1 protein-coding gene is annotated in these 642 nt (G+C 62.8%); it reads right to left on the minus strand.

The features are described from left to right. The coding region (locus ACYQ1H_RS15530; RefSeq protein WP_460028943.1) for an EF-Tu C-terminal domain-related protein at positions 1–642 on the minus strand (642 nt) is incomplete at both ends.

Consider the following 642-nt stretch of genomic DNA (forward strand, 5'->3'; position numbering starts at 1 on the left):
AACCTTGGATACGACCCCGGCGCCCACGGTACGGCCACCTTCGCGTACCGCGAAGCGCAGGCCTTCCTCCATGGCGATCGGGCTGATCAGCTTGACGGTGACTTTGATGTTGTCGCCGGGCATGACCATTTCGACACCCTGCGGCAGCTCCATGGATCCGGTCACGTCGGTGGTCCGGAAGTAGAACTGCGGCCGGTAGCCGTTGAAGAACGGGGTGTGGCGACCGCCTTCGTCCTTGGAGAGGACGTAAATTTCCGCCTCGAAATGGGTGTGCGGGGTGATGCTGCCGGGCTTGGCCAGTACCTGGCCGCGCTCGACGTCTTCACGCTTGGTGCCACGCAGCAGGACGCCGACGTTGTCACCGGCAACACCTTCGTCCAGCAGCTTGCGGAACATTTCGACGCCAGTGCAGGTGGTCTTGGCGGTGTCACGAATGCCGACGATCTCGACTTCGTCACCAACCTTGACACGACCGCGCTCGATACGGCCGGTGACGACGGTGCCACGACCGGAGATGGAGAACACGTCTTCGATCGGCATCAGGAAGGGCTTTTCGATGTCGCGCTCAGGCTCGGGGATGTAGCTGTCCAGGGCATCGACCAGCTGGATGATGGCGGGGACGCCGATCTCGCTCTGATCGCC

It is taken from the genome of Methyloparacoccus murrellii (assembly GCF_054657115.1).